This window comes from Pseudobutyrivibrio ruminis AD2017 (assembly GCF_000424305.1).
GTDB classification, from domain to species: domain Bacteria; phylum Bacillota; class Clostridia; order Lachnospirales; family Lachnospiraceae; genus Pseudobutyrivibrio; species Pseudobutyrivibrio ruminis_B.
Window position 1 is genome coordinate 1 of record NZ_AUJQ01000003.1, and the last position, 26,440, is coordinate 26,440.

Here is a 26,440-nt window from a genome sequence, read left to right on the forward strand (position 1 = left end):
CAGACTGTAGACAAAGAGGATGCTGCAAAACTCGGTTTTGCAGCATCCTTTCCTTTTTCCAAGATTCTTTTTTGGATTTTTGTTAAAAATGGCCTTTCTTTAGGCCATTTTCAATTCCCATTCTTGTTGCATTTTTGCTAGTTTCTTTAAATTCATACACGCAAAGGTAAGCGCGACTTTCATTGTCATGCGCGCTTTACCATACATCTGTGTATACCTAAAACCATGATTCTCTTTAGCTGTTCCAAAGATTCTTTCTATGGTTTCTTTTCTGTGAGAGTATAACTCTTTCATACCTAAGGTCTGTCTTATATCTTCACATGCTTCCATGTATTCTTCCCAGACATGACGGTTTACAACTTTTACGTGATTCTTACTTGCTGTACATTGTCCTAAGAACTCACATTTCTCACATATGTGACTGCAACTTTTGTATTCCTTGTAACCATCTCTGTTTGTAGTACTGTATTTTAATATTTGGTTATTAGGGCAAATATAACAGTCGTTGTATTCATCATAGACATACTCATATTTCTTGAAGAAACCATCTTTTGTCATTGGTGCTTTGTATGGAAAAACAGGTTTTACACCATCATCGAGTAATAACTTCGCAATGGCTGGAGTTTTATATCCTGCATCAACAACACATTTTTCCATTCCAATATTTTGAAGCTTATCATACAGACCTTTGAAAGTTCTGCTGTCATGCTCATTGCCAGGATTAACATCAAAACCTAAAATCCACCCATTTTTATCACAGGCAGTTTCTATTCCATAAGCAAAGACATGTTTGTGCTCACCCTTTCTAAACCAACCACTTTCAGGATCAGTAGTGCTACATTTGATTGTTTTACCATCCAATGGAACATCATCAGTGTATTCTTCAAACTTATCATTACCTCCTGACGAACCAGATGAGTGGTTATCATCATCTTTATCTTTCAATGGCTTTTTACCATGAGCAGCTCTATCTGATGATATTTCTTTTCTTAGCATCTCTTCATAAAACAATGCTTCCTGCTGAGCGATTCTTCGTTGCATCTTTTTATTATTAGCTCTTGCTTTTACATGAGTTGCATCAACAAAAATTTCTGTTGGGTCAACAAGTTTGAAGCGATAGCATTCTTCCAAGATGTGCTGAAAGATTTGCTCAAATAAATCAGTACCTTCGAATCTTCTTGAATAGTTCTTACCGAAGGTTGAAAAATGAGGAACCTTATCATAAAGTTCAAGCCCAAGAAACCATCTAAAAGCAACATTCACCTCAATCTCTTTTATAGTCTGGCGCATGCTTTTAATTCCGTATAAATATTGAAGCAATGGGATTTTGATTAGAGTGACAGGATCAATACTTGGACGCCCCTGATCAGGAGAATATTTATCTCTGACTAAATCATAAATAAAAGACCAATCAATTGCTTTATCTATGATTCTTAGAAGATGATCTTGAGGAACTAAATCATCAGTACATACAAATTCAATCTGCTTTCTAGCCTTCTCATTTTGTTCTGTAATCATTATTCTAACCCCTTGTTTTGATAGTTTTATTATATCAAAAAAGTGGCTATAAAGCTTGTAAAATCAAGGCTTTCTAAGGTATAAGTTGGTTTAAAAATGAAAGAACTGGGGTCCTCTGACTCCAGTTCCTCCTTATAAAAAAAGAAAAGGTCGCGGCGGAAGCCGCGACACTTTGTCTACACTCTGAGGGCTCCGTTAAGGAGCCCCTTTTTTATATTTATTTACTTTTTATGAATAACCATTTGCACTTAACAATAAGTGTTACAAGAATTAAGTAGATATAATAAGCAACAAATCCAAATGCAAATATCGCACCAGCCCAGCAAAATAGCTTACAAGCGAATCCTGAGAAATCGTTATAAAGAAGTGTTATCCAATCCTGTGTCTCCCAAATGCTATATGAAAAACCATTATCATGAAGTAAGTAAATCATAAATGTTGGGGCCGCAATCCAGTTAATAAGCTTTACAGAAGGCATAGGAAGTCTTCTGAATAACTCGAAGATGCAAATGCCAAGGATGATAACCACAATGCTGTAGTTTTCGTATTTAGGCATATACTGGACGAATTCAACAGGTTCTATTGTTGTATCAGTAAGGCTATAGTAATAAGCCTGAATCTTTCCGTTTGTAGTGTTGTAATAAGATAATCCAATCAAAACATTTGTAAGAATGATAATTAGAAACAACACATAAGCTCGAACTTTCTCAAATGGATTAAATCTTTTAATGTATCCACCAATTGAAAATAAGAATATACCAACAACAACAGTACGAAGGCCACCAGCCAAATCATCTAAAAGTGAGCCTGACCAGCCAAGCTGTGAAATGGTGAGTATGGCAAGCATGAAGCCTAAGTATTTCTTGCTATCAAGGGAAGCTAGGAATTTGTTAAGTCCAAGATAAGCAATAAAAATAATTATGAAATAGTATCCAACAAACCATGACATCTTATTAAAGTACTGAATACGGATATAGCTAAAAAGTGTGTTTTCATGTAATAAATATCTTCCGCTACTGATAAAGTGCGTTGACGCAATTACAAGAACGATTGCAGCAAATAGTAGCTGCATCAAAAGCTTCTTAGAAGTCTTGAAAATATCTATTTCCTTCTCAGCCAAAAAGTATCCAGAAATCATAATGAATAATGAATTTCCAACAAGGCCAAATGGCATCATCAGGGCTACACCTAAAAGCTGTCTGAAAAACAAAGGCTGATTGAACCAGCCATTTTGCAATCTTTCGATGGAATCAGCATTTACCAACTGCACATTAACACAGTGAATGATGATGTGATATGAAATAATCATGAGCATTGCAAGTATTCGTAGTAATTCAAAATTAGATGCTCGTGAAGCGTTTTTGTTCATTAAAAGTACCTCTTACTATCTTTATATTTTCTACAAACCTTTATTATACAGTTTTGTTCCCCAAAGTCCAATAAAACATAAATAGGTTACTGCCTTAACTACTGTCTTGTCAGTAGACTATTCATGTGATATACTAGCTGACAATTAATGTGTTACGTAAAAGGAGAAATGTTATGACACTGGTAGAAGAAATAGAGCAGTTGAAGAAGGAAAGGAATGCGGTGGTGCTTGCACATTATTATGTTAATGATGAGGTGCAGGCTATTGCAGACTATGTGGGGGATAGCTACTATCTGGCTAAGGTAGCTGTTGATTTGAAGGAAAGCACTATAGTTTTTGCAGGTGTTAATTTTATGGGAGAGTCGGCTAAGATTTTGAATCCTGACAAGACCGTGCTGCTTCCTGATGCTAAGGCAGATTGTCCTATGGCACACATGGCAGAAGTGGAGCGCATTGAACAGGTTCGCAAGGAATATGATGATGTTGCAGTTGTTTGCTATATCAATTCTACAGCGGAGCTTAAGATGCATTCAGATGTGTGCGTAACATCGGCTAATGCCATGAAGATTGTTAAGGCACTTCCTAATAAGAATATTTTTTTCATCCCAGATGAAAATCTTGGAAGATATATTGCAAGCAAGCTTCCTGAAAAGAACTTTATATTTAATGATGGTTATTGCCATGTGCATAAGGCCGTTACAGCAGACATGATTAAAAAGGCAAAGGAATCTCATCCTGAGGCAGAGGTTCTTATTCATCCAGAGTGTACATTAGATGTACTTGAGCTTGCAGATTATATCGGAAGCACATCAGGAATCATCGATTATGCTACCAAATCTGATAAGAAGGAATTCATTATTTCTACAGAGCTTGGCGTGCTTTATCAGCTTAAGAAGAATAATCCTGATAAGCAGTTTTTTGCAGCAGGCTCAGTTCAGATTTGCCCTAATATGAAAAAGGTAACATTGGAAAAGGTGAGAGATTGTCTTAGAGATAACACAGGCGTAGTTGAAGTTAGTGATGAAAAGCGAGAGAAGTCGCTGGTACCACTTAAAAGAATGTTGGAGTTGGCAAAATAATGGAAAAATATGATGTAGTAATAGTAGGAACTGGTGCGGCAGGTTTGTTCTGCGCCTTAAGCCTACCACAGGACAAAAAAATACTTTGTATATCAAAGGATGCTCTTGATGGCAGTGATAGCTTCTTAGCCCAGGGCGGTATCTGCATGCTTAGAGACGATGATGATTACGATTCTTATTTTGAAGATACAATGCGAGCAGGGCATTACGAGAACCGTAAGGAATCAGTTGAAATCATGATAAGAAGCTCACAGGCCATCATCGCAGATTTGGAAGGCTATGGAGTAGAATTTGAAAAGAAGAATGGGGAATTCGTATTTACGAAGGAAGGTGCACATTCTAACAATAGAATTTTGTTCCATGCTGACGTGACAGGAAGAGAGATAACAAGTAAACTTTTAGCCAGAGCAATGGAGCGCGAAAACATAACGCTGAAGGCTCATACTACTATGGTAGATTGGGTATGCCATGATAATACATGCTACGGAATAGTAGTGGCAGATATGGATGGAAAAACAGAAGCAATCGAGGCTGATGTTACTGTACTTGCTTGCGGAGGACTTGGAGGAGTTTACCCACATTCCACAAACTTCCGACATATATCAGGAGATGCATTAGCACTTGCCATGTATCATAACGTAAAGCTTGAAAACTGTGATTATGTACAGATTCATCCAACCACACTTTTCACAAGACAAAACGGTAGAAGCTTCCTTATTTCTGAATCAGTGCGAGGAGAAGGCGCAGTGCTTAGGGACAAAAACGGTGAGCGTTTTACAGATGAGCTGCAGCCTAGAGATGTGGTAAGTAATGCCATTCTTGCAAAGATGAAGGAACAGGGGACAGAGCATGTATGGTTAGATTTTTCTCCTATTCCAAAGGAAGAAATCTTAAATCACTTCCCTAATATATATCAGCACTGTGTAGAGGCAGGCTATGATCCTCTTAAGACATGGGTGCCAGTTGTTCCAGCACAGCATTATTTTATGGGTGGTATATATGTTGATAAGGATAGCAGAACAACTATGGATCAGCTGTATGCAGTAGGCGAAACCAGCTGTAATGGTGTACATGGCAGAAATCGCCTTGCCAGCAATTCGTTACTTGAAAGCCTTGTGTTTGCAAAGCGAGCAGCGTTTGATATTGCAGCACAGTCTAGCTTCAAAAAAGCAGCTGATTTTGAAAACATGGTAAACGTGGATGGATATCAGGACCTTCCAACCATAATGGAAAACTATCATGCAATGGTAGTGGGGGAAATTAAAAAGGAAGCAAATCTTAGAGCCGAGAAGGAGGCAATATAATGAACGACATTACAATGAGACTTAACGCAGATGAGCTAATTAAAATGGCTCTTCGCGAAGATATATCTAGCGAGGATGTAAGCACTAACGCAGTGATGCCAGAAGCAAAAGCAGGTAAGGTAGACCTTATTGCAAAGCAGGATGGTATTATCTGTGGAATGGACGTATACGAGCGTGTATTCAAGCTGTTAGATGAAAGCACAGTTGTGGAAAAGTACGTAAAAGATGGTGATGCCGTAACAAAGGGACAGCTTATGGCAAAGGTAAAGGGAGATATCAGAGTTCTTTTATCAGGCGAGCGTGTTGCTTTAAATTATCTTCAGAGAATGAGTGGTATCGCAACCTATACAAATGAGGTGGCAAAGCTTTTAGCTGGCAGCAATACAGTTTTATTAGACACAAGAAAGACAACACCAAATATGCGTATTTTTGAAAAGTATGCAGTAAAGTGCGGCGGTGGTCAGAACCACAGATACAATCTTTCAGATGGTGTGCTTTTAAAGGATAATCACATCGGTGCAGCAGGCTCTATCACAAAGGCTATTCAGATGGCAAAGGCTTACGCTCCATTTGTTAGAAAGATTGAAATCGAAACAGAAACCTTAGATCAGGTAAAGGAAGCAGCAGATGCGGGAGCAGATATTATCATGCTTGATAATATGGATGTTGCAACTATGAAGGAAGCTGTTAAAATAATAAATGGCCGAGCAAAGACAGAGTGCTCAGGCAACGTAACAAAGGAAAATATCAAAAACATTATCGACAGTGGAGTTGATTATGTATCAAGCGGTGCGCTTACACATTCTGCACCAATCCTTGATATTTCAATGAAGAATCTGCATGCAATTTAATGGAGGCCATATGGACGGAGAAACAAGACGAAAAAAGATAATAGAAATAATTCGTAAATGCGATACTCCTGTGTCCGGAACAGCCCTTGCTAAAGAATTGGATGTAAGCCGTCAGGTTATCGTCACAGATATGGCATTAATCAGAGCCAACGGAGTGGATATTACATCTACCAACAGAGGATACGTTATTAATGGTGAAAGCAAATGCAAGCGAATCATCAAAAGCCATCACACAGATGATGAGATTTTAGATGAGTTATATGCAATTGTAGACAATGGAGGATGCGCTGAAAACATCATCATCAATCATAGATACTACAACAGATTAGAAGCTCCACTTAATGTTAACAGCAGAAGAGCAGCCAAGGAATTTATGGAGGCTATCAAGTCAGGAAAATCTAAATCGTTAAGCTCTGCAACCAGCGGATATCATTATCACGTTATCAGCGCTGATAGTGAGGAAACACTTGATGTGATTGAAGAAGAGCTTAAGGAAAAAGGGTTCTGGCTGCCGCTTGATGACTGGATATTGCAGTAAAAAGGAGAATAAATGTCAGCAATTTCTAATGATTGGTTGGAGCCACTTACTCCAGAGTTTAAGAAACCATACTATAAATCACTATATGAAAATGTAAAAAAGGAATATCATGAAAATGTCGTCTATCCACCAGCAGACGATATTTTCAATGCCTTTGATTTTACACCACTGAAGGATGTTAAGGTTGTTATTATAGGGCAAGATCCATATCATGAGCCAGGCCAGGCACATGGTCTGTGCTTTTCTGTAAAGCCAGGGGTGAAAACACCACCATCTCTTGTAAACATTTACAAGGAGCTTAACGATGATTTGGGCTGCTATATTCCAAACAACGGTTATTTGGAAAAATGGGCAAGACAGGGTGTGCTAATGCTCAACAACGTTCTTACAGTTCGTGCACATCAGGCTGCCAGCCATGCAGGTATGGGCTGGGAACAGTTTACAGATGCTGTAATCGACATCCTTAATAAGCAGGACAGACCAATTGTATTCTTATTATGGGGTTCGCCAGCAGCTAAAAAGTGCGCTAAGCTAAACAACCCAAATCACTTGATTTTGCGTGCGCCACATCCATCACCATTATCAGCCTACAGAGGCTTCTTTGGATGTAAGCATTTCAGCCAAACTAACGAATTTTTGATTTCCAAAGGGTTAACACCTATCGATTGGCAGATAGAAAATATTTAGGACACAAAAACTTCACTATTTCTCGCTCTTCAAATACTTGTCGAATTAGTATTATTCTATTATATTTATTTTAGGAAACCACGCACGTTCATTATAGTGTCGGGCTTTTCGAAGATATATGAGATAGATTTGGAGTGACGGTTTTGAAGAAGCTCAAGGCATTCAACAAAATATTTTTTAGCCCAGACCTACCCACTGATTTGGTGTTATTCAATATCATCACAATCACAGGGTTCCTAGGTGGCATAATAACAATTCCATTTAATATATTAAACGGCATGTCAGGTATTCTGACAGCCGTTATTATAGTGTCTATTATTATCGATGGTGTATGTATATACATGGCGAATTTCCGTAATTATTTAAAGAACAGTACTATTGCCGTTTGCTTTGCAGTGGCTATTGGTCTTTTCCCTGTTATGTTTTTTGTCACCGGCGGAATTAACAGTGGTATGGTCTGCTGGTTTTCCATGGGTATCATTTTTATTTTCATGCTTTTGGATGGAATGGATTTTGTGTTTATGCTTCTTACGGATGTTGCCATAGTAGCTGGTTGTTACGCTATTTCCTATTATCATCCGGAATATGTAGTGAACCTGGAATCAAGGCAAAGCGTTTTCTTTGATGTGGTTCAGTCATTGATGATTTGTTCCTTTGCAACTGGAGCAATCATCAAATTCCAACGCAACATTTACGACAAGCTGTACAAACAGGCAGCCATCAATAATGATGATTTGCTAGAGAAAACATTGCAGGCTAAAAAGGCTGAAAAGCAGGCTCAGACAGCTACTGAAGCAAAGAGTAATTTCCTTGCTAACATGTCCCACGAAATCAGAACTCCTATCAATACCATCATGGGTATGGATGAAATGATTCTTAGGGAAACATCAGAAAAGGTTGTTGAAGAGTACGCATTAGATATAAAGACAGCATCTCAAAACCTGTTGTCGCTCATTAATGATATTCTTGATATCACCAAAATTGAATCCGGTAAGATGGGTATCGTCAAAGGTGAATATGCATTTATGAGCCTTATGCACGACGTGCTAAACAACGTAAACCTTAGAGCCAAAGAAAAGAACCTAGAGCTTAGGTTGAACATAGCAAACAACATCCCATGCAACATGCTGGGTGATGATATAAGAATTAAACAGGTCCTTACAAACATTATTACAAACGCAGTTAAATACACACAGGAAGGCTACATAGAAATCACAGTAACCTGTGAAAAAAGCTTTGGACAGTATGTGGATTTGACATTTAAGGTTAAGGATACAGGTATTGGAATTAAGCCGGAAGATATAAAAAGAATGTTTGAATCCTTCGAACGTTTGGAGGTTAACAGAAACCGAAATATCGAAGGCGCAGGTCTTGGAATGACCATTACCCAGAATCTTCTTAAGATGATGGGTAGCAACCTTGAGGTTGACAGCACCTATGGTGAAGGCTCAACATTCTACTTCACTCTTACACAAGAGGTTGTTAATGGCGAACCAATAGGAGATTTTGAACAGAAGCTGAAACAGCTTACTGCAAATTATGAATACAGCACAAGCTTTGAAGCACCGAATGCCACATTTCTTATTGTTGATGATAACACAATGAACCGTAAGGTATTTGTGGCACTGTTAAAGGATTCAAAAGTTAAGATAAAGGAAGCAGCTAGTGGTGCTGAATGCTTACAGCTTATAAAGCAACAGCATTTTGATATGATTTTCTTAGACCATATGATGCCAGGCATGGACGGTGTAGAAACCTTCAAGGCGATGGCTACTCTTGATGGCAACAAATGCCTAGGAACACCGGTAATCGCATTAACTGCAAATGCTATAGCGGGAGCCAAGGACAGATATCTTACAATGGGCTTCCACGGTTTCCTTTCCAAGCCGGTAGTTCCAGCTCAGCTGGAAAAGATGATAAGAGATTTCCTTCCACAGAGTCTGCTTGAATATCATGAGCCAGACGCAAAGGATGAAGCTAGGAAGAATCGCACCAAAAAAATAGAGCTTCCTGATATAGAAGGAATCGACTGGGATTACGCTTTACTACATTTCCCAGATTCCAACATGGTATACCAATCAGCCATTGATTTTTATGATTCAATCGGATTTGAAAGAGATGAGCTTCTTAGATATTACAACAATCTAGACGAGTCAATCCTAGAGGATTACAGAATCAAGGTTCATGGAATTAAAAGCATGTCAAACACCATAGGCGCTACATCCCTAGGCGGTGTTGCAAAGCTTCTTGAATATGCAGCAAGAGATGGGGATATTGAAAGAGTTAGAATTATGACACCAATCCTCATCGAGGAGTTAGATTCAATGCAATCAAGGCTTTCAGTTCTTACATCGGACGTGACTAAACCAGCGCTGGAGGATATGGATGAATTATTTGCATTGCTAGAAATGCTAAAAATGTCAATAATGACACACGATTCGGAAGCAGCAGATAACAACATGAAGCAAATAATGGCGTATACTTATGATGAAGATATGCAAGCAAAGATAGATCATCTTAATCTACATATGATGAACCTAGAGGTTGATGAGGCGCTTGAAGATATAGACAAGCTACAGAGTTAGGAGTAATTTATGAGAAAAATACTAATAGTAGGCGATTTTAGTTCAGATTCGCCATCAGATGTAAATACTTTCTTATCACAGCATTTTCATACTCAGCTGTGCACTAGCAATGCCAAGATAGTTAAGAGCATGCTTAAGTTATTTGCACCTGAACTGATTTTGATGGATATCGATGATTTTGAAGTTATTCATTCAGATATCTATGAGGCAATCCAGGAGTACAACGCTGAGATTCCTGTAATTACATATGGCCGTGAGATGAAAAAGCAGATGTTCATTTCATATTACTATTCAGGTCAGTGTAAACACATTATACAGCCTACAAAGGAAACTATAATCAGGGCTATCTGCAAGGAATTCAATATGAATGCCGATGCCATCCTAAACGCTGTAGTGGAAATAGAAAAGCGCCATATAATTGTGGTAGATGACAATCCAGTACTTCTTCGAAACATGCGCAACATGCTTCAGGACAAATACAGAGTAACACTTGCAACATCTGCAGCTCAGTGTATGAAGGCTATGGGGCAGGACAAGCCAGATTTGATTATCCTTGACTACGAAATGCCTGTTGTAGATGGGAAGCAGACACTAGAAATGATTCGTTCAGAAGAGGATTACAAGGATGTTCCAGTAATCTTCCTTACAGGCATCGCTGATAAGGAGCATGTAGATGCGGTACTTGATTTAAAGCCTGCCGGCTACTTCGTAAAGCCACCAATGCAGACCAAAATCATCAACGCCATCGAAAACATCTTCCTTAAACAGGCTGACGTCTAAGCGCGTAAAACCTTAATTTTACACGCTTTGTTCATACTATAAATGTGGAATTTTCAACATTATTACACATTTATACACTAAAATTACATCTAATAAGTCACTAGACTTACTTACTGTACAAAGGTGGGGGCACTTATGTAGCACATAGGTGGCCTCATTTTTTTATGTCCTCCCAGGCCCCACTACTGCACAGCCCTCCATGGTAATATCATTTGAGCAGATTCGTGATTATCTTAATGTGTGTTATCTTGCTTATGTAGGTGTACTTACATGGCTTTTACAATTCGAAGGTAATGTGTGTAGGGAGCGGACATAATTGTAGACTGAGAGACATGAGGATGAAGGGTGTAGGCCCTCCCCTATTTGTCACTCCACTCGCTAAGTAAAATTAAAAAAGTGAGTTTCTCATATATAGGCACCGTGCTCTATGCAACATCGTGTTGCTTTCGCACTTGAACCGCCATCCTAGCGGTTCATGCCAATATATGTGAAACTCACTTTTTATTTTACTAAGCTCGTTCCAAGGCAAACAGGGGAGGGCCTACACCCTTCATCCTCATGCCACTATACTTTCGTTTTATGTCCGCTCCCTACACACCTTACCGACAGAATTGTAAAACCTTGTAAGAACATCTACTAATAGATAAGCAAGATAACACACATTTAGATAAACTAGAATCTGCGATTGTATTACCATGGAGGGCTGTGCAGTAGTGGGGCCTGGGAGCAGAAATAGTAATGAAAGAAGCCCCCTCTACATGGAGGTTGTTAGTTACAAGAAGTAACAAATATGGTAGAATGTACGTAGTTTTTACGGGGGATAATGCGAATGAAGATTATTCACTGTGCAGACCTGCACTTAGATTCCAAAATGGAAAGTAATTTAGATAAAGAGCAAGCCTCACTCAGACGTATTGAGTTGGTGGAGACCTACGAGCGTATGGTGGAATTCGCCAAGAAAAATGATGTGAGGGCTATATTGATAGCTGGTGATTTGTTCGACAAGACACATATCCGTAAGGATATTAAAAAGCGTGTTGTGGAGCAGATTATTGGTGCACCGGAGATTGATTTTTATTATCTCAAGGGTAATCATGATAGATGCGACTTTATGGAAGAAGGTATAGATGAAATACCTTCTAATTTTCATATGTTCAATTCAGAAGGCTGGACCAGTTATGAATGTGAGGATGTGGTAATCACTGGTATGGAGATTAACTCATCTAATATCTCTACTATGGCACAGCGTTTGGTTTTAGATTCGGCTGCCACTAATATCGTTATGCTTCATGGTCAGCAGTCTGATTATGATGGCAAGGGCGGGGCAGAGATTATCAATACACAGGCTCTTAAGGGCAAATTTATTGATTACCTGGCTTTAGGTCATGTTCATAAGTTTATCTTTGAGGCACTGGATGATAGAGGCGTTTACTGCTATCCAGGTTGCCTGGAGGGACGTGGTTTTGATGAAACAGGTGATAAGGGTTTTGTTCTCATGGAGATAGAGGATGGAAAAATAACATCTGAATTCATTCCATTTGCTCTTAGACGTCTGCATGAAATAAATGTAGAGGTTACTGCAGATATGGATTTGCAGGCTGTTGCATCAAAGGCTAGAGAGCAGCTTCTGGATGTAGATGATCAGGATCTTGTTAAGTTTGTGCTTACAGGTGAGCGTGAATTGGATGATGAACTGGATATCATTCGTTTTGTGCGCTTATTTGAAAATAAATATTTCTTCGTAAAATGCTACGACAGAACCAAGACTTTAGTAGATTACGATAGTTTCAAATACGATAAAAGTCTTAAGGGCGAATTTGTTAGACTTGTTCAGTCTCAGGATATGGATGAGGATGAAAAGGCCAAAATTATCGAAATTGGTATTAGAGCCATAATGGGGGAGGAATTATAAATGAAACTTATTTCGTGTTATATTGCCCATTTTGGCAAGATTACAGAATTTAAATATGATTTTAACGATGGTTTTAACTCAATCCTTCAGGAGAATGGTTGGGGTAAAACTACATTTTCGGTGTTTATCAAGGCTATGTTTTATGGCCTGGAATATTCCCCAAATACAAAGAAAAAGCTTCTAGAGCGTAATCATTATTTGCCATGGGACGGAAGCCTTTGTGGCGGTAATATCGTGTTCAGCACTAAGAACAGACAGTATCGTATCGAGCGTACCTTTGGTAGAACAGATAAGGATGATACTTTTGTGCTTTACGATAACGAAACAGGTCTTGTTAGCAACGATTACTCAGAGGACATTGGTGAAGAGCTGTTTTTGGTAGATAGAGATTCCTTTGAAAAGAGTGTGTATATTCCACAGCTTTCCCTTGGAACAGCTATGACAGATTCACTGAATGCTAAGATGGGAAATCTTACATCAGCCAGGGACGATATCAATAACTTTGATACAGCTCTTAAAAGTGTTAAGGATGCTAGGGTGGAATACACCCGCAACAGTAAGATAAACCCAGGTAAGTTATTTGGCACTAGGCAGGAAATTAATAAATGCAAGGAAGAGTTTGAAAAGCTTCCAGCCATTGAAGAGAGCGTTGAGGCCATGAGCTGCCTTATCGAAGAAAAGCAGCAGAACCTGGATAATCTTAACAATGAAAAGGCAAAGCTTGCAGAAAGCATCCAGCTTCAGAGTAAAAAGGAGCAGGAGCTTGGCGCCTATAAGATTCACAAGGAAAATCTTATGGCCGAGGAGCAAAAGATATCAGACCTTGATAACTTCTTTGCAGCAGGCATTCCTACAGATGATGAGATAATCATGCTAGAACAGACCGAACGTGATTTGGCTGTTCACGAAAGAGCATTTAAGGCCTTAAATGAAGACCTTGATAGAGAAGGAAATGTTTTTGATAAGCCATTTATGAACAGAATCCCAGATGACACAGAGTTTGCCATGTGGAACAAAATGGCTGCAAATCTTTCTGAGCTTAGAGCCAAGGCAGAACATTCAAAGCTATCAGAGGAATCATCTAAACAGCTTACAGAGCTTAAATTCTTCTTTGATAAGCTGGTGCCTACAGATGAGCAACTGGCTCACATAGAACGTCAGACAACCCAGATCACAGGCCTTCAGGCACGTATTAGCCAAAGCAACGAAAGACTTATCACCTTAAGGGCAGAGCAGGAGGCCAACGAAAAGGTAAGCCGAAACAATACCGTTACGGTTTGGCACATACTTGGCACTATCCTCCTTGTTATATTTATCCTTTCAGGCGTTGTGTTTAGCAATTACATGGCAGATATTGTTGGAAGGATTGTTGAAATTGTCAGCGTGGTGGCTATCATTGCTGATGTGATATTCCTGATAATTAGTGGACGACGTTCTCACAAGAATAAGCTTAAGCAGGCTGAAGAATATGCAGACAGAGTTGAAGAGGAAGAGGATGCTCTTGAACTTAGCAATCTTGAGCTTAGAGAATTAGAGGAAGAATGCGAGGACTTCTTATCACATTTCCTCCTTACAAGAGCTTCAACCATGCAGGAAAATGTTTACGAAATCAGACGTAAGCTTGACCAATATAGACATCTTTTGGACGAGGAAAACTCACGCCATCAGGAGGCAGAGGGAACACTTGATGAGCTGGCTGATTTACAGCTTGAGCTTTACACAAAGATTCAGCCATTTGCCAGCTGCTATGGAATCAATCTGTACGATATGGGCGGTGAGTATGAATTCCTGTCACAACTTAAAAAGGATGCCGATAAATACGCAAAGCACCTAGAAGCCTTAGAGGAAATGGCCAGCCATGAGAATTCAATCAGAACCATGACTGCCGATATCGAAAAAATCATCAAAAGATATCCTGTGGATGAGAGCTTGCGCCGTGCCGAGGCTATCCAAAGCATCGGTCTTAAAAAGCGTGAATACGAGGCAATAAAGGCTCGTATTGATGAACTTAAGGACGCTATAACAAAGTTTGAAGCAGAATTCGATGTAAACGAAGAGGTTCAATCTGTTGATGATTTGCAGCAGAAGCAGTCAGAACTGGATGAACAGATTATGGAGCTTAATAAGCAGTTGATTCAGGAGAAGGAGAACCTATCCCAGGCTCTAGAAGAGGTAGAACGATTAAGCGATATTTCAGACCAGATAGAGCGTCTTGAAGTAAAGGAAAAGGAATACAAAAAGGAGGCAGATATCTTAGGCAAGACAGAGGATTTCCTTAATCGTGCCAGAGAAAGCTTCCAGTCCAAATACATGCAGCCACTTCAGAATGGCTTGCACAAATACTTAAGCCTTATTGATGGTCCAGAAGGAACAAAATCTGGCTACGCCATCGACGACTTCGAGCTTGATATGGACCTTAACATCAAGCTTACCTATTCAGGCAGCACCAAGGGCGCTGAATATCTATCCCAAGGATATCAGGATTTAGTAGCACTTTGCTCACGTCTTGCCTTAGTGGACGTGCTATACCCAGAGGAAAAGCCAATCCTTATTTTGGATGACCCATTTACAAACCTGGATGACAAAAAAATAAAGGAGTCGTTAAAACTCCTTCATACTATAGCCGACGAACGCCAGACAGTGTATTTCACATGTCATGATAGTAGGTTATAATTGAGTATGTTTGTACTCAAGATGGCCTTCACGGACCCACTCATGGATGAGGGTTTTATCGATTCCAAATTCTTGGGCTACCATCATTTCATTAACATCATAGTTATTTAGAATGAACTCTTTCACTTTTGGAAAGAGTTCATTTTTCATGCATTCCTTACATTTATCGTAAGGTGAGCTGACAGGGATTCTGCAGCCACACTTTTCGCAATGTCTTGTGATTGGACCTTCTGGATTTAGGTTTAGTCTTGGCATAGTTTAATCCTCCGGGGATTACCCTCATCAGTCAGCTGCGCTGACAGCTTCTCCCAAAGGGAGAAGCCTATAGACCTACATGTTCCTTGAAGAAATCACCGCGTTGTTCGAAGTTTTTGAAGTGGCCGTAGCTGGCAGCAGCTGGTGATAAAATAACAGCAGTTCCTTTGCTAGCGTTTTCTACTGCAAATGTGCAGGCATCGGCAAGTTCTTCAATGTAAGTTACTCTGCTCATGAAATCCTGGCTTGCAGTAGCCTTAAGCTTATCTAAAATAACCTTACCACTGTCGTACATAAGAATAATGTGCTCTAATCTAGTGGTAGGTAAAAATTCTACTAATGGGTCGTAATCGATTCCTCTATCCATACCTCCAAGTAAGATAGTGCCAGCATTAGGAATGGCACGAACTGCACTGATGGCAGATTCTACTGTGGTAGAAATTGAATCATCGTAGTAATCAACATCATCCTTCTTGCCAATGAACTGAAGACGGTGAGCAAGTGTCTTGAAGCTTGCAAGAGCCTTCATGAATTCATCATCAGTGATGTCGTATCTTCTACAAACATCATATACAAAAGCAGTGTTGAAAAGGTTGTGTGTTCCGCGAAGAGTAACACCAGGGATTTCTTCAAATGATTTGAAAGGAAGGTCTGCTGACTTAACCTTGATAACAGCAGCCTTGCATTCTCCAGGTGTTGGTAGGAAATCAGGATTGCAGAATAGGAAATCGCAGTAACCCTGGTTTCTGTATATGTTCTTCTTAGCGTTCCAGTATTTTTCAACAGTGCCATAATGGTCAAGGTGATCCTCGTAAAGGTTTAGAAGGATAGCCTTAGATGGCGAATAATGAGCATATTCAAGCTGGTGGCAAGAAAGCTCAAATACGATAATGGTACGTGGATGAATCTGGTCTGTAATATCAAAAATAGGAAGACCGATGTTGCCACCGAATAGCACGTCCTTACCGCATGTTTTAAGTATATGATATAAAAGTGAAGAAGTTGTGGACTTGCCCTTTGTACCAGTGATACCGATTGTCTGAGCACCGTAAACCATAAGGAATAAATCAGCCTGACATGTGATGTGGCATTTGTATTCCTTGATATCCTTAGGAAGAACGATGCCAGGGCTCTTTAACACTACATCATAATCATCCAGACAATCTAAGTAGTTTGCCCCAGTGATAACATTGTGCATGGCTGTAAGGTCTGAGCTTACTGCATTAGCATCAGCGATGTCTAAGCATTCATATCCTCCTACTGAAGAAATAAGGCGAAAGCTTGACTGACCTTCGCGACCAAAACCAAGAATTAAAACCTTTTTATCTTTAACTAAATTTCTAATTGTCTCTTTCATTTTATTTTAAAGCGTCCTTTATTATATTTTCGAAATATTCATTTAGACCATGCTCATTAGAGTACGCATTTACTATAGCTTTGAAATCGTCTGAAGCTACAGGCTTAGCAGCTTTGTAGTGGCTAAGAAGTAGTGGAAGTTCGATTCCCTTGTTATCGTATATACGAATTGCTTCAATGATAGATGCGTTAACTTCATCACGGCTTCCTACGCATTCAAATGGCTTTTCTGGAAGGATTCCACAAAGCTTATCGAAGTCTTCCATAAGGCCTTCGTCTTCAAATAATCTTTTGCCGAAGATGGCATCCAATTCCTCTAATGTAAGGAATGGAGAAAGGATAATGTAAACGAATAGGCACTTAGGACAGTGGCCGCACCAGATGTCCTGCTTGCTACCTACGTTGCAGCTTTTGAACACGCTGTGGTATTTCTTGAATTTAGAAAACAGCATGGCAATCTGAAGCTCTGCAAGTGGGCGAAGGAAGCTGAAGTAGTACACACCGCTTCCGATAAATGTGCGCTCGTAGTATCTGAAGTCCTCTTCGAATTCATAAGACTTAGAGTACTGGTGGTTTACATAGCTGCCAGCAACTGTGGATTCGTTTGCGCTGGATTCATTTGAAAGTGCAACGAAACCAAGTCCGTTAAGATATCCTGCAATAATGCTGGAAAATGCAACCAAGGCTGAAAATGGAGTATGTCCATTTAGGTATCCCTTTGCATTTAAATCAAGCATGTTTTTATCAAGTGTACGCTTAGCGTAGATAGTTTTGTCGGTAAGCTCACCTACTTCAACAGTGGCATCAGTGGCACCACGTGAATTGATAACGTAGCAGTTAACATCAGCCTTATTCTTCAGAAGCTCGATAGAAACTACCGAATCCTTACCGCCACCAACAGGTATCATTACCTTTGGCGTAGCACCTGCTTCAATGTTGTTATTGGTAGCAAACTTAGGCATGTTGCAGGCTTTTTCAGAATCGCATTTGATAGTCATGAAGCAATCCTGGTTTTCTTCAATGCCATTGGTGTAATAGAATTCTCCAAGACCGCCCCAGTAAAGCTTCTTCCACCATTTAATCTGCTCAGCACTAAGCATTCTGTCTTTGATGTAAACAGTTGGTGGACAGGCAATCTTCCAATAGCTGATAAGCTCAACCATACCAAGTGAGAATACCATTTCATCAATGAGGTTCTCATCTAAATTTGTGATAGCATGGATTCTTGGAATGAACCATGTTGGATGAAATTCTGAAAGACCATCGATTGAAAAGTCGAAAGTCATGCTAATTCCATCGTCATTTAAATCATAGGAATATCCCTGATAAGTGAATGTTGGATAATCCTTTCTACATTTTTTATAAAATTCTTCTCTGCTCATATATTTCCTTTAAATCGTATAAAAACTAACTTATAATCAAATTAGAATTATATCACAAATGCTATATAAATTGTAGAGAGGTATGCCATGCCACACGTTGGAGGACAGAAACTTAAAATTTTAAATGAGTACCAGATTCTTATGACAGAAAGCGACGAGAATCATCAGATAAACGCCATCGAAATGACAAGACGTTTGCAGGAAAGGGGAATTCCCGCAGAACGTAAAACTGTCTACAAGGATATGTCTACTTTGATAGATGCAGGCATCGATGTGGTTAAGGGCGAAAAGGGATATTATATCGGCAGTCGAGTGTTTGAGCTAGCAGAACTAAAGCTTCTTGTGGATGCAGTTGGTGCATCAAAGTTTATATCTCAGAAAAAAACAAAAGAGCTTGTGGATAAAATCACTGGCCTTGCTAGTATTGATGAGGCGGCCCAGCTTAGCCGCCAGGTGGTTGTGCCAGAAAAGGCCTCATCTGGAAACGAAAAGATTTTTTACACAATCGACGTAATATATCAGTGCCTTGATAATGATAGGAAAATGTCCTTCAAATATCAGGAGTGGACTGTGACAAAGGAAATGCAGCCAAGACATGGCGGCAAGACCTATGTTGTTAGCCCTGCTTTTTTGTTGCGTAATGACGAAAACTATTATCTGGTAGCTTTCGATGACGACAGCAGACAGATTCGCCACTACCGCGTAGATAAAATGATTTCGGCGGCCATGACATCAGAGGAGCGTTCGGGAGCTGAGGAGCGTGCATCCCTTAATCCACAGGAATACGTTAAGCAGCATATCAGTATGTTTGCAGGAGAAGAAAGAGTAGTTACCATCAGATTTGAAAAGCGACTGATTGGTGTTGTACTGGATAAATTTGGCAAGGAAATAGATGTTAGACCTGATGGTGTCGATTATATAAAGGCTAGAATATCTGTTGCCATCTCACCACAGTTTTATGGATGGTTAACAGGCGTTGGAGCAACCATTTGCTTCCCTGAAGCGGAGGAAGAAAAGTTCAAAGAATACCTTAGAAAAATACTTGATTTGTGATATATTGTTTTTTTAGGTAGGGGTAGATATGAATGTTAATGAAATAGAGCTTTCCAAGGTTGATGGAATATCACTTATGGATGGCTTGCAATATTGTGGAAGTCTTAGGGATTTCGAAAAATTCCTTGAATCCTTTTATGATGATATCGAGGACAATGCAACTACAATAGAAGATGCATACCAAAATAAAAATATAGAGCTTTTTACTATAAAGGTTCACGCACTGAAAACCTCAGCAAGGATGATAGGTGCTAAGGAGCTTTCTGAAGAAGCTTATTTACTTGAGTCGGCTGGCAAATCAGCTAATATGCCATACATAGATGCTAATGTTGATAGCTTCCTTTCATTATACAGAAGCTACATTAGCAGGCTTGATAGCTACATGTCAGAGAAACGTCGAATTAAAGCAATAAAAAAGCCCATCACAAAGGATGAGCTAGAAGACGCATATAATGCTCTTAGAGAAGTGTGTCCTTCCAGGGATTATAGTGCTGTTGAAATGATTCTAGAAGAACTTAGCACATATCAGCTGCCAGATGAGGATCAAAAACAAATGGCACTTTTCAAGACACATTTTCATAAATTAGAGTGGGAGGAAATGGAACAGACTCTTATGGGATAGGTTGGCTACTATTCAATCCGTCTATATTCATGATAGGAACATGACCCGCCCATAGGCCCCACACCCTCACACAGGGGAATACAATCACAGATTTTAGATTATCTAAATGTAAAATCTTGCATCTTTATTCGTAGGTGTTCTTACAAAGTTTTACAATTCTGTCGGTAAAGTATGCTGAGGGCGGACATATACTAAAATTAAAGAGCATGTGTATTAGCAGGATTAGCCCCTATTACTTTTTGCTTTGGAGTGAGCTTAGAAAAATAAAAAGCAGGTTTTGAATATATAGGTATGCGCCGCTAGGACGGCGGCGCAAGTGGTCACTTGAGACACGATGTCGAATGTGCCACGGTGGCTATATATTCAAAACCTGCTTTTTTAATTTTTATTAGCGAATGTAATAGCAAAAAAGTAATAGGGGCTAATCCTGCTAATGCACATGCTTGTAAAACTACAAATATGTCCGCTCTCAGCACACATTACCTTCGAATTGTAAAAGCTTAGTAAGTACACCTACAGATGCAAGATTACTCACATTAAGATAATCTACAAATCTGCTCAAATGATATTCCCCTGTGTGAGGGTGTGGGGCCTATGGCCGGGCCATGCAAACACAGTTTAGGGCGGATTGAATAGTAGCCTCGCTTAGATGTAGCCTCCGTCCACGCCAATTATCTGCCCTGTCATATATGATGGGGCTTTTATTATGGAAAGAGCAGTCCCAGCAATTTCTTCTGGGGTGCAGAAGCGGCCAGCTGGGATTTCGTCGGAGAGCTCTTGCTTTTCTTCTGCTGATAGCATTCCGTTCATGTCAGTGTCAACCACACCGCAGGCAATGGCGTTTACTGCTATGCCGCTTAGTGCAAGCTCCTTACCTAATGCTTTAGTGAAGGAATTGACTCCACCCTTTGCAGCAGAATAAGCCACCTCGCAGCTGGCTCCAACAGTGCCCCACATGGAGCTAATGTTGATTATATTGCCAGATTTAGCATGAACCATGGCAGGAACGACAGCTTTAGCAGTGTAGAATAAAGGAGACAGGTTAGTGCCAATCATTTCATCCCACTCATCTAAGGACATATCTGTAAGCAGACCAATATGTGCGATGCCTGCATTATTAATAAGAACATCCACCTGCCCCAGCTTTTCGATTGCATCCTCGCATGCAGGAATAGTGAAGCCGCTGTCAGCAATGTCGCCGGCATAGGTGTAAACTTCTATTTTGTAATCCTTGCGTAGTGTTGCTGCAAAGTCGTTAAGCATATCTATATTGTTGTGACAAAACAAAGCAAGATGGTAGCCTTCTTTGGCAAGGGCAGCCGCGCAGGCCTTACCTATTCCTCTGCTTGCTCCGGTAATAATTGCAGTTTTTTTCATTTTCTGTACCTTCCTTTTGATAGTTATTATATCACATCTTTTTTCATTCCTCAGGAATAGACCCATTGTATACACAATTAATAATCTAGTAATAAAGAATTCAGATAAAAGCCTTGTTAAAAAGTGATAGTCTTGGTATAATTTTTACATGAAAAACTTCCTAGCAAATATAAATTTAGCCAAATTGGCTAATCTGTTTTATAGTTTTTCAAATACGTCGTAAAGGTGGTAGACATCATGAAAACAACAATCACAGGAAAGAACATTGAATTAACAGCAGGATTAAAGGACGCTGTGGAGGAGCGTTTCAAAAAATTAGACAAATACTTCACTAAGGACACAGAGGCTATTATCACACTTGACGTAGAGAAAGGACGTCAGAAAATCGAAGTTACTATTCCTATGAAGGGCTCTTATCTTAGAGCTGAGGAAACCACATCAGACATGTATGCTTCAATCGAGGCAGTGACTAATACACTTGAAGCACAGCTTAAAAAGTACAGAAATAAAATCATCGATAGAAAGCAGTCAGATTCAAGAACAATCTTTGCTCAGGATTTCATAGAGGAAAAGGAAGCAGATGAGGAGAAAATCCAGATTATCCGCAAGAAAACATTTGATATGAAGCCTATGTATGCTGAGGATGCTTGCCTTGAAATGGAAATGTTAGGACATGATTTCTTCATGTTCCGCAATGCTGACACCGATGAAATCAACGTAGTTTACAAAAGAAAGAACGGAGCTTACGGCTTGATAGAGCCAGAGTTCTAAAGTTTAAAATTTGACAACAGAATAGACAAAAAGAATTAACCTCCTATTGCTATAATCCAATTAATACGCCAATGGTTTTATAGCAAAGGAGGTATTTTTATGGACATTAAAGCATTCGGACAGTTCCTGCGTTGGATGAGAAAGAAAATGAATATGAGCCAGTTAGATTTAGCTTTAACGGTGGGATGCACAATGCCTACTATTTCAAAGATAGAAAATGGACAAGAATATATAGGAAAGAGGTTATTCGATAAGCTAAATGAACTTTTTGAGGGCTTTGGATTTTCTTATGACGAGTTGAGCATGGAACGACTCTTTAAGTTCAAACAGGCAAGGGCGGAGTTGCTTAAAGCCATTAAAAGGGGGCGTATTGAAGATATTGAAAATAAGATAGATAAGCTACAGGAATATATGGATATAAAAGAGGGTATTTCAGAAAATACAATAAGAAATTTCGAGAAGAAAAGAAACAGTAACGATATTTATGAATGGGAACATATTAATTATGATTCAGATTATGAGGTAGATAAACAGTATTTCGTTTTTGCTCATTTGATTCGTTCAAGGCAAAACGGCATGACGCTAGAAGTTTTTCTAGACGAGGCTATAGGCATATTTGAGCTTAGGCGGAAAATTCCAGATTATAAGGATATACCAGATGTAAGACTTTCTAATATAGAATATGAACTGTTTTTTATTATTGCCAAAACTCATTTGGCTATGGGGGATGATAATACAGCGGAATTAATATTTAAAGGTCTGCTTTATAACAAATGCTATCTGGATAGTCCAAAGGTACGGGAACGGTATTTAGAAATATCAGTAGTTATGGCTAGCTTATTATTGGATAGAAGAGATTTTAAAGGTGCCTATGAGTGCCTTTCATTTATATTTGGAGAATATATATCCAACTTCGACACCCAAGTAATATATAGTGCTTTGAAGGTACAGCATGATTACTGTAAGAAAAATAATGACGATGATGGAGTAAGGATAATTGATAGGTTTTTTATTTCAACAGATAATCTTATGACTCACATGTTAAAGATATATAGATTAAACCAAATGGGTTAAGATGTACTATTGTAATTTTCATGGAAAAATACTATATTAACCAATGAAGATTTTTGAAAAAGAAGAGGTTAATTATGGATATAGTAGTTTTAGCAGGAGGACTTAGCTCTGAACGTGACGTATCTTTTAAGTCAGGAACTATGGTAGCTAAGGCACTTCGTGCAAGAGGACATAGAGCATTAGTACTCGATGTTTTTATGGGATATTCTGATAAAGAATGTGATATTACAAATATTTTCGAGGATAGCGAGGGTAATTCAGTTAAGGTTGATTCTATCCCAACTGAGGCTCCAGATATCAAGGCTATCATTGCCAGCCGTAAGGATCAAAGCCCAAGCTTCTTTGGACCTAACGTTATCAAGATTTGCCAGAAGGCTGATATAGTATTTATGGCTCTTCACGGTGGTGACGGAGAAAGCGGTAAGGTTCAGGCTGCTTTTGATTTATACGGAATTAAATACACAGGAAACGATTACATCTCAAGCGCCATTGCAATGGACAAGCAGATGACAAAGGATGTACTTGATAGAGCAGGGGTTCCAACACCAGTAGGAACATCTCTTAAGAAGGAAAACAGAGCAGGCTTTTCATTCGAGAAGTACCCATGTATCGTTAAGCCAAACTGTGGTGGATCTTCAATTGGTGTTACTATTGTTGAATCTGAATCAGAGCTTGATGCAGCACTTGATGCAGCATTTGAATGGGAAAACGAAGTAGTTATAGAGCAATTCATCTCAGGTCGTGAGTTCTCAGATGGTGTTATCGAAGGTAAGGCTTTACCTATTATCGAAATCGCACCAAAGCAGGGCTTTTATGATTACAAAAACAAATATGCAGCAGGTTCTGCAGTTGAGACTTGTCCAGCTGAAATCAGCGCTAAGGCAACAGCTGAAATGCAAAAGTATGCTGAGATGGCATTCAAGGCTCTAGGCCTTACAACATATGCAAGAATGGATTTCATGATGGATTCAGATGAAAACATTTATTGTTTAGAGGCCAACACACTTCCTGGTATGACACCTACAAGCTTACTCCCACAGGAGGCAGCTGTAGTAGGCATGAATTTCGAGGATTTGTGTGAACATTTAATTGAGGTATCGTTTAAGAAATACAATTAGAAAATAGAAGTAAGAGAGATTTATATGAAAAACATGACACTAGAAAAAATCGCACAGGTAACAAACGGAAAGTTATTTTTGCCTGAGGGTTTTGAGGGGAGTGGAGAAAAGGAAATCGCAGGGGCTGTAAATGACAACCGTAAGATAGAAAAGGACTTTCTATTTATACCTATGGTTGGCGCCAGAGTGGATGGACATGATTTTATTCCAGGTGCATTCGCAGACGGAGCTTTAGCAACTCTTTCTGAGCGCGAGCTTGATAATCCAGCAGGTCCATATATTCTTGTTGAAGATACAAAGCTTGCTTTAAAGCAGATTGCAACAGAATACAGACTTCAGCTTAACATCCCTGTTATTGGTGTTATAGGCTCAGTTGGTAAAACCAGTACAAAGGAAATGATTACATCAGTCCTTTCTACAAAGTTTAATGTCCTTAAAACTGAGGGAAATTTCAATAATGAAATAGGTCTCCCTCTTACTATCTGCAGAATAAAGGATGAACACGAAATCGCCGTTGTTGAAATGGGAATTTCTGATTTTGGTGAGATGCACAGACTAGGTGACATTGCTAAGCCTAACATTGTTGTAATGACTAATATTGGCCAGTGCCACCTGGAGTTCTTAAAGAACAGAGATGGAATTCTTAAGGCTAAGACCGAGGTATTTGAGCACATGCCAGCAGACGGACTTGTTGTTCTTAATGGTGATGATGACAAGCTTGTAAACGCTGACACACTTGGCCTTAGAAAGATTTTCTATGGGCTTAATGGTGAAGAGGTTAACGCTACTGAAGTGGTTCCAGTTGGATTAGAGGAAACATCGGCAGTGATTACAGCCTTTGGCGAAAGCTTCGAGGCTACTATTCCACTTCCAGGAAAGCACAATGTAATGAATGCTCTTGCTGCTACAGCAGTGGCAACTCAGCTTGGCCTTACAAAGGAAGAAATTGCAGCAGGCTTAGGTCGTGCTGAAACAATATCAGGCAGAAACAATCTTATTAAGATTCGCGACATTACTATCATCGACGATTGTTATAATGCAAATCCTGTATCAATGAAGGCTTCAATCGAAGTTTTAGGAAAGGCAGCTGGACGTTCTATAGCTGTACTTGGAGATATGGGTGAGCTTGGTGATGATGAGCGTGCTCTTCATTATGAAATTGGTGATGCTCTTGAGGAAAATCACATTGGATATGTATTTACTGTAGGAGAGCTTTCTGAAGAAATTAACAAATCATTATCGAATACAAACAGTTCATGCATGGCACATCATTATAAGACTGTAGATGCTATGCTTGAAGATTTGCTTCCAATAGTCAGAGGTGGAGATACTATATTAGTAAAAGCCTCACACTTCATGAACTTTAGTCAAGTAGTGGAGGCTCTTAAAACTAGATTAGCTTAGCATCAGCTTCAAGCTGTTTTGCAATTATATTTCTAACATAAACACCAACGTGTTTCTTATCTTCACCCTCAAGTGAAGTAGGATCAACTGGTGGACAGAAGGTTACGATTACATGTGTCTTTTTTAACTTAGGCAGATGTGTTTCGAAAACCTCTCTGGTGTTAGTAAATGCAACAGGAACGATTGGGCAGCCTGTCTTTGTAGCGATCCTAAAGGATGCTTCATGGAAGTCTGCCATCTCACCTGTTTTAGAGCGAGTGCCCTCAGGGAAGATAAACATTGAAATTCCAGATTTTATAAATTCTTGAGCTTTTATAATAAGCTTCAAATCCTGTCTAGGATCAGTTCTTGTAAGGAATAAACAATAATTCATTTTCATCCATACATTTAATAATGGAACCTTTTCGAAGGTCTTTTTTGACATAAAGCCTGTTGCAGCTGGGCAAAGATGATAACCCAAAACTACGTCAAAGAAGCTTTGATGATTTCCAATGAAAAGTACGGCTTTGTCCTGTGGAACATTTTCGTATCCGTGAACTTCGTATTTAACGCCTGCAAGAAATGCAACAACGCCAAATGCCCAGGCTACAGTTTTGTATCCAATAACATCCTTAGCACGCTTGTTAAACAAGCCGATGATAAGTAGGATAAGCCAAATTGGAATACTAATAATCAGAAAAATAGTAACAAAAGTTACAGTAATGATACTTCTTAACATATTATCCTCCAAAT

22 protein-coding genes are annotated in these 26,440 nt (G+C 39.3%); 15 read left to right on the forward strand and 7 right to left on the reverse strand.

Translation table 11 applies throughout. From position 1 onward, the window contains the following. Positions 1–99 precede the first annotated feature (99 nt). Together G611_RS13355 and G611_RS0100010 are read right to left on the reverse strand one after the other, a co-directional pair. A complete protein-coding gene (locus G611_RS13355) occupies positions 100–1,518 on the reverse strand; it encodes an IS1182 family transposase (protein ID WP_155942219.1) in 1,419 nt (472 codons plus the stop codon). A gap of 217 nt (positions 1,519–1,735) precedes the next feature. Further along, positions 1,736–2,887 carry an acyltransferase family protein gene (locus G611_RS0100010; protein ID WP_028241850.1) on the reverse strand — a complete coding sequence of 384 codons (1,152 nt, stop codon included), beginning with the start codon at positions 2,885–2,887 and terminating at the stop codon, positions 1,736–1,738. A 173-nt stretch (positions 2,888–3,060) separates the two neighbouring features. Between G611_RS0100010 and nadA the strand changes: the two genes are divergently transcribed. The 9 genes from nadA (at position 3,061) to G611_RS0100055 (ending at position 15,296) form a co-directional block, all read left to right on the forward strand. After that, on the forward strand, positions 3,061–3,966 hold the full coding sequence (gene nadA / locus G611_RS0100015; RefSeq protein ID WP_028241851.1) for a quinolinate synthase NadA: 906 nt from the start codon (positions 3,061–3,063) through the stop codon (positions 3,964–3,966). Then, the gene (locus tag G611_RS0100020; RefSeq protein ID WP_196801511.1) at positions 3,966–5,270 is read left to right on the forward strand and encodes an L-aspartate oxidase; all 1,305 of its coding nucleotides are present in this window, start codon (positions 3,966–3,968) and stop codon (positions 5,268–5,270) included. Before nadA ends, G611_RS0100020 begins: the two co-directional genes overlap by 1 nt. After that, positions 5,270–6,121, forward strand: a complete 852-nt coding sequence (gene nadC / locus G611_RS0100025) for a carboxylating nicotinate-nucleotide diphosphorylase (protein WP_028241853.1) — start codon at positions 5,270–5,272, stop codon at positions 6,119–6,121. The genes G611_RS0100020 and nadC overlap by 1 nt, the downstream gene beginning before the upstream one ends. 10 nt (positions 6,122–6,131) lie before the next feature. Continuing rightward, on the forward strand, positions 6,132–6,659 hold the full coding sequence (locus G611_RS0100030) for a transcription repressor NadR (RefSeq protein ID WP_028241854.1): 528 nt from the start codon (positions 6,132–6,134) through the stop codon (positions 6,657–6,659). A gap of 12 nt (positions 6,660–6,671) precedes the next feature. Continuing rightward, complete coding sequence (gene ung, locus G611_RS0100035; protein WP_028241855.1) at positions 6,672–7,346, forward strand: uracil-DNA glycosylase; 675 nt, start codon at positions 6,672–6,674, stop codon at positions 7,344–7,346. Positions 7,347–7,489: 143 nt separating this feature from the next. Continuing rightward, entirely contained in the window at positions 7,490–9,931 is a 2,442-nt protein-coding gene (locus G611_RS15020) for an ATP-binding protein (protein WP_051194969.1), read from the forward strand. Between the two features lie 9 nt (positions 9,932–9,940). Continuing rightward, positions 9,941–10,711: a response regulator gene (locus G611_RS0100045; protein ID WP_028241856.1), complete on the forward strand. Its 771-nt coding sequence runs from the start codon at positions 9,941–9,943 to the stop codon at positions 10,709–10,711. Positions 10,712–11,540: 829 nt separating this feature from the next. Beyond that, the gene (locus G611_RS0100050; RefSeq protein WP_028241857.1) at positions 11,541–12,623 is read left to right on the forward strand and encodes a metallophosphoesterase family protein; all 1,083 of its coding nucleotides are present in this window, start codon (positions 11,541–11,543) and stop codon (positions 12,621–12,623) included. Further along, positions 12,624–15,296, forward strand: a complete 2,673-nt coding sequence (locus G611_RS0100055; protein WP_028241858.1) for an AAA family ATPase — start codon at positions 12,624–12,626, stop codon at positions 15,294–15,296. On the opposite strand, the gene G611_RS13365 is transcribed toward G611_RS0100055, so the two are convergent. The 3 genes from G611_RS13365 to G611_RS0100070 form a co-directional block, all read right to left on the reverse strand. Then, positions 15,291–15,551, reverse strand: a complete 261-nt coding sequence (locus G611_RS13365; protein ID WP_051194970.1) for a hypothetical protein — start codon at positions 15,549–15,551, stop codon at positions 15,291–15,293. The genes G611_RS0100055 and G611_RS13365 overlap by 6 nt on opposite strands. A 67-nt stretch (positions 15,552–15,618) precedes the next feature. Then, the gene (murD, locus tag G611_RS0100065; RefSeq protein ID WP_028241859.1) at positions 15,619–16,908 is read right to left on the reverse strand and encodes a UDP-N-acetylmuramoyl-L-alanine--D-glutamate ligase; all 1,290 of its coding nucleotides are present in this window, start codon (positions 16,906–16,908) and stop codon (positions 15,619–15,621) included. Between the two features lies 1 nt (position 16,909). Beyond that, positions 16,910–18,289, reverse strand: a complete 1,380-nt coding sequence (locus tag G611_RS0100070) for a hypothetical protein (RefSeq protein ID WP_028241860.1) — start codon at positions 18,287–18,289, stop codon at positions 16,910–16,912. A gap of 87 nt (positions 18,290–18,376) precedes the next feature. On the opposite strand from G611_RS0100070, the gene G611_RS0100075 reads away from it, so the two are divergent. Both G611_RS0100075 and G611_RS0100080 read left to right on the forward strand, forming a co-directional pair. After that, positions 18,377–19,342, forward strand: a complete 966-nt coding sequence (locus G611_RS0100075) for a helix-turn-helix transcriptional regulator (protein ID WP_028241861.1) — start codon at positions 18,377–18,379, stop codon at positions 19,340–19,342. A 28-nt stretch (positions 19,343–19,370) separates the two neighbouring features. Next, the gene (locus G611_RS0100080) at positions 19,371–19,964 is read left to right on the forward strand and encodes an Hpt domain-containing protein (RefSeq protein ID WP_028241862.1); all 594 of its coding nucleotides are present in this window, start codon (positions 19,371–19,373) and stop codon (positions 19,962–19,964) included. A gap of 645 nt (positions 19,965–20,609) precedes the next feature. On the opposite strand, the gene ymfI is transcribed toward G611_RS0100080, so the two are convergent. Then, complete coding sequence (gene ymfI / locus G611_RS0100085; protein WP_028241863.1) at positions 20,610–21,341, reverse strand: elongation factor P 5-aminopentanone reductase; 732 nt, start codon at positions 21,339–21,341, stop codon at positions 20,610–20,612. Positions 21,342–21,578: 237 nt separating this feature from the next. Here ymfI and hpf point away from each other — a divergent pair, with 237 nt between their 5' ends. From hpf to G611_RS0100105, 4 genes are all read left to right on the forward strand, one after another. After that, positions 21,579–22,112, forward strand: a complete 534-nt coding sequence (hpf, locus tag G611_RS0100090) for a ribosome hibernation-promoting factor, HPF/YfiA family (protein WP_028241864.1) — start codon at positions 21,579–21,581, stop codon at positions 22,110–22,112. Between the two features lie 99 nt (positions 22,113–22,211). After that, positions 22,212–23,186: a helix-turn-helix domain-containing protein gene (locus G611_RS13370; protein WP_036947620.1), complete on the forward strand. Its 975-nt coding sequence runs from the start codon at positions 22,212–22,214 to the stop codon at positions 23,184–23,186. Between the two features lie 74 nt (positions 23,187–23,260). Next, positions 23,261–24,304 carry a D-alanine--D-alanine ligase family protein gene (locus tag G611_RS0100100; protein WP_028241865.1) on the forward strand — a complete coding sequence of 348 codons (1,044 nt, stop codon included), beginning with the start codon at positions 23,261–23,263 and terminating at the stop codon, positions 24,302–24,304. A 24-nt stretch (positions 24,305–24,328) separates the two neighbouring features. Continuing rightward, positions 24,329–25,708, forward strand: a complete 1,380-nt coding sequence (locus G611_RS0100105) for a UDP-N-acetylmuramoyl-tripeptide--D-alanyl-D-alanine ligase (protein WP_028241866.1) — start codon at positions 24,329–24,331, stop codon at positions 25,706–25,708. Here the strand turns inward: G611_RS0100105 and G611_RS0100110 are convergent. Further along, a complete protein-coding gene (locus tag G611_RS0100110; RefSeq protein WP_028241867.1) occupies positions 25,695–26,426 on the reverse strand; it encodes a lysophospholipid acyltransferase family protein in 732 nt (243 codons plus the stop codon). The two genes, G611_RS0100105 and G611_RS0100110, sit on opposite strands and share 14 nt — an antisense overlap. Between the last annotated feature and the right edge of the window lie 14 nt (positions 26,427–26,440).